Origin of the sequence: Endozoicomonas sp. SESOKO2 (assembly GCF_024606245.1) — a bacterium.
In the GTDB taxonomy this organism is placed as follows: domain Bacteria; phylum Pseudomonadota; class Gammaproteobacteria; order Pseudomonadales; family Endozoicomonadaceae; genus Endozoicomonas_A.
The window spans coordinates 1-4,289 of sequence record NZ_JAHHPQ010000509.1 but is presented as its reverse complement, the minus strand read 5'-3'; the positions used below and the strand labels follow the sequence as shown (position 1 = coordinate 4,289).

Here is a 4,289-nt window from a genome sequence, read left to right as displayed (position 1 = left end):
CACTGTATTTCGATGACCTCTACTGTAATCTTGTCGCTTCCGGTGAGCAGTCTGGTTCTCTGGAGTCACTGCTGGACAGAATCGCCACCTACAAAGAGAAAACCGAAGCCCTTAAGGCCAAAATCAAGAAAGCGATGAAATACCCCATCGCTGTTGTGGGTGTTGCTATGGTTGTGACTGGCATTCTGCTGGTCTACGTAGTGCCCCAGTTTGAGGAAGTATTCCAGGGATTTGGGGCTGAGCTACCCGCATTTACCCAGTTGGTTATCGGCATTTCTGAATGGGTCCAAAGTTCATGGCATATGACCATAGGCGCTCTCGTTGCCTTTGGATTTATGTTCAAAAAACTGCTACAAAAATCCAAAGCAACCAGAGACAGAATGGATCGGGTCACCCTTAAGATTCCCGTGATCGGTGTCATTCTTGATAAATCAGCAGTCGCCCGATTCGCCAGAACCCTGTCGACGACTTTTGCCGCCGGTGTACCCCTGGTGGATGCCCTTGACTCGGTTGCCGGGGCTGCTGGTAACGTCGTCTATTTCGATGCCACCCAACGCATAAAGGAAGACGTATCCAGCGGTCAGCAGCTGCAGTTCGCCATGAGAAACTCTGGCATATTCCCGGCCATGGCGGTTCAGATGGTGGCTATTGGTGAAGAATCCGGCGCTCTGGATGAAATGCTCGATAAGGTCGCCACTTTTTACGAAGACGAAGTAGACAACATGGTCGATGGTCTGACCAGCTTGATGGAACCTTTGATCATGTCGGTTCTCGGCGTACTGGTTGGTGGTCTTATCATTGCCATGTACTTGCCTATTTTCCAGTTGGGGTCTGTGGTCTAACCAACAGATGTGAAAATGTATTAAAACTCCAGACACATGCATTAAACTATCGACACGGAAATAGCTTATTCCTCTATAGCCCTTATTATATAGGGCTATCAGTCAACAGCTTTATCCAGCTACATTCAGGAATCAGACATATAAAAACAGTTTTAATGCATTTTGGCCGCAAGTTACTTACTCTGTGTCCACTGAAAATCAGGAGTACTTGTCAATAGTTTTAATGCACGTCTACCCTTCAAACTTTTTAGTTTTTTGTTCAACTTCCTGCAGCACGGGCTGCTTATCCTTGCTGAACAACAAGCGCTCGTAATACAGCTTGCTGACCTGACGATCCAGCGACCGGGAATGCCAGCTCTATTGTATGGCTTCCAGCAGATATCGCTCTCTGGATTTGGGGTTTCAATACGGGTCAGACGACGATAGTGGGACCTGCTCGATTTGGAACGCAAGGCGTTCCATTTTGATAAAAAGCACTCATACAACGCAGGTTCCTGGCTGCGCTGATCTGCAGCCGGTGTGCGTGCCGTTAGCTGCCATCGTCAGCATGTTGGATAACGGGGTAATTACCTGAAATTTCAAAGAGTGAGTGAGCGATAAGTGCAAGTCTATAGAGAGAAGCCATCCCTGTGTGATGAATATATGCATCATTCATAAGTGCAGCTATTGCTCTATCATTTTCTGTATCTGAATTGTAATTTGCCTGACTACCATTGTAAAAATGATTAAATCTTTTAAATGTATTAAAATTCCAATCTTTAGTCCTGTTTCTAATAAATTTGATAACTAAAGATCTTTTATCGATATTTATCTTTAACCTGACTAAAGCTTCCTGTTCGTGAAGCGTATATTTTTGACTATTTTTTCCCAAAGTTGGATCATCTGCATAGCTAAGCCATAACTCTAAAATATAAGAGCAATACCTTGTGTTCTTAACCATAATAATGCCTGTATTCGGTAAACGACCATCATTTAATTGTTGTAATCCTTGATGGTACCAGTAATCCTGAGAAGTTATAATGCAAGCATGCTCCCCAACTGAATCTATTATTTTATCAAGATGGCTTTTATCATTCTTAAAATCATTGATTACAATATCATCATCTATCCAGGTAATCCATTTACCAGATTTTACTCGACCCTCTTTCAGCCACTTATTAATTAAAAATATTTTTCCCCAATAAGGTTGCCTATCGTGCATCCAATTCATCAAATCTATTGAGTCATCATCTTCGCTATTCTGGCTAAACAGTATGAATTTGTATTTAGTACGCCTTGCTTTTGAAAATGCCAAATGATTCTTTGCAACAGCCAGCGAATAGGGTTTCCAGGTTCCTCCTGATAGGATAAGATCTATATTTTTTAATCCATATATTGCATTATCATCAATTTTAGAGACACTTGGAACAGAAGAAAGGTATGTTTGAAGCTTATTTGGCTTGTTGAAATTTTTACTAGTGTATCTAGAATAATCTTTTCGATATGATGCAGACCGCCCTTCGAAATCAGCTTTATTATTTATTTCTAATTCAATTCCATCTTTAATTTTTTCATATGAAGAATAACTGCCATCAGCAAGCTCAGTTAAAATGTATCCTTTTAAAGAATGCTTTTTATCTTCTTTTTCTATTTCAGTGATATTTTGCTCATAAGGTCTTTTCCAGAATCTGGCAGGGTAACTCAAAATCTTAAACGGATACCAAGTAAAGTCTGACCATTTTTCTTCATGCTGATTTATGCTTGTATCATTGTTCAGACCATTAGCAGCATTGTCTGGAATTATGCTATTTGCTGAAAGCCATAAAGGAATTAATAATAGCAAAATGTATCTATATTTTTTCATGACGTTTTAAATTCCATTTAATATTTTTATATTATCGACATTATCATAAAATTTTAAACAACGTAGGATACCCCTTCGGTTTTTGTCAACAAAGATATCTCCTCTTTTGATTCATGACTCTCTCGCTGTGTCAGGATTATTGCGATTATCAGTTAATTACCCCCGGTAGAGCCGGGTGCTTATTAAGTGAAACCCTCAAAGGGCTTATGTTACCCCCAAGTGCCTGAGTCAAAACCAAGTTTCAACTGATCTCGTGTTCCATCATTTTTCTCTTGGTTTCTGATATATTCCCTAATCACATTTTCATCAAGTCCTATTGTGCGTCGAAATACCCTCGTATCCGGAAGTACTCTCCAGAAAAATTCCTTTGCTTACCTTTGAAAGGTCTTGCAATAGCTATTGCACATTTTCCTTTCATATAACCGACAATATGGAAAGCAGAATATTTCATCGGAATGCTAATGCAAATATGGACGTAATCGCGCATCAAATGCCCCTCCGCAATTTTGCACTTTTTTGTACTTGGCAAGTTCATTAACAATGGTTCCCAGAAAATTTCTCAAGCTTCCATAAATGACCTTTTGCCTCTTTTTGGGAATAAAGACAATTTGAAGACGCAGACCATTACGAAATCATTGACTACAAGTACACCTATAGTCTGGCGCAGCGCCCTGCCAGCTATGTCATCCTGAAATATCAGCGCGAAGTCGTTCGCCACAAGCCCAGCCAGACGCTAACAACGGTAACCACACCATTAGGATTATTTGATCGCAGCTTTCCCGATGTCAGCTTCATCGCGGGTCTGCTGGTAGAGAATTACTGCTTCCGCGCTCCGCTTTACCGCCAGCATCAGAAACTTGAGTCCAGTCGTATTGCCATCAGCCTTGGAACCCTGACACATCTTGAGCAACGTGCGATATCCGAGAGCTAATCCCGCGAATCTGGAAAGAGAAATTCGGGACCAATCCGTTAAAATCCGATCTCGGCAAGTAGGGGGAGTCAATACCCTGCTTGAACGCTTACGTTGCGCGGGTGCACCACGGGCTTCAAGGCTGTCGCCAGTCGGGGCTATTTCTATGGCCTATTCCAGTGCGTCTTCGCCGGCATTGCTAACCATAATGTAAAATCCGTGGGTGGCAATATCAGTGAAATGCGGATACTTGCAGGCAAAGGCTATCGGCCCTATTTCACTGTTCGTGGTGAGCAGCTGGTCATCCTATTGTGTTGGGGACAAATCCAGCGAGTCCCAGGACATTGAAAAGTCAGAGAAATATTGCAAGAACTGGAGGAAACAATCATGAGCGAATCGTTGAAACCCTACAATCCTTTTGATAATGCCCTGACCGATGATGACATCCCCTGGTTTCTGACTGAAGCCTATCAGGATAATGATCCCGGTGTTTTTATTGTGGCTCTTGGGCATGTGGTCAAACATAAAGGCGTGACACAACTGGCGGAACAGACCGGCCTGAACCGGGAGAGTCTGTACAAAGCCTTTAACGGCAAGGTCCAGCCCCGATGGGATACTGTGCACCGACTGCTGAAAGCGCTAGCAGCCTGTCGGACTTAAGGCTGTCCTACTGCTGTTGCAATAAATTGGTCTA

Annotated in this window: 4 protein-coding genes and 1 pseudogene; 3 read left to right on the top strand and 2 right to left on the bottom strand. The window is 42.4% G+C overall.

Annotated elements, in window-relative coordinates:
* A partial coding sequence (locus tag KDK17_RS11980; RefSeq protein WP_257288158.1) for a type II secretion system F family protein occupies positions 1–842 on the top strand: 842 nt, incomplete at its 5' end.
* 529 nt (positions 843–1,371) lie between these two features.
* Here the strand turns inward: KDK17_RS11980 and KDK17_RS11975 are convergent.
* Both KDK17_RS11975 and tnpA read right to left on the bottom strand, forming a co-directional pair.
* Positions 1,372–2,685 carry a hypothetical protein gene (locus KDK17_RS11975; protein WP_257274466.1) on the bottom strand — a complete coding sequence of 438 codons (1,314 nt, stop codon included), beginning with the start codon at positions 2,683–2,685 and terminating at the stop codon, positions 1,372–1,374.
* Positions 2,686–2,894: 209 nt separating this feature from the next.
* Positions 2,895–3,305 (bottom strand): annotated as a pseudogene (gene tnpA / locus KDK17_RS11970) (IS200/IS605 family transposase).
* A gap of 11 nt (positions 3,306–3,316) precedes the next feature.
* Here tnpA and KDK17_RS19565 point away from each other — a divergent pair.
* Complete coding sequence (locus tag KDK17_RS19565) at positions 3,317–3,616, top strand: transposase (protein WP_373690679.1); 300 nt, start codon at positions 3,317–3,319, stop codon at positions 3,614–3,616.
* Between the two features lie 366 nt (positions 3,617–3,982).
* Positions 3,983–4,255 (top strand): addiction module antidote protein, encoded by a 273-nt coding sequence (locus tag KDK17_RS11965; protein WP_257274465.1) that lies wholly within the window; start codon positions 3,983–3,985, stop codon positions 4,253–4,255.
* The last annotated feature ends 34 nt before the right edge of the window (positions 4,256–4,289 follow it).

Coding starts and splice junctions, on each gene's coding strand:
- KDK17_RS11975 (WP_257274466.1), bottom strand. CDS start 2,685: ATGAAAAAATATAGATACATTTTGCTATTATTAATTCCTTTATGGCTT.
- KDK17_RS11965 (WP_257274465.1), top strand. CDS start 3,983: ATGAGCGAATCGTTGAAACCCTACAATCCTTTTGATAATGCCCTGACC.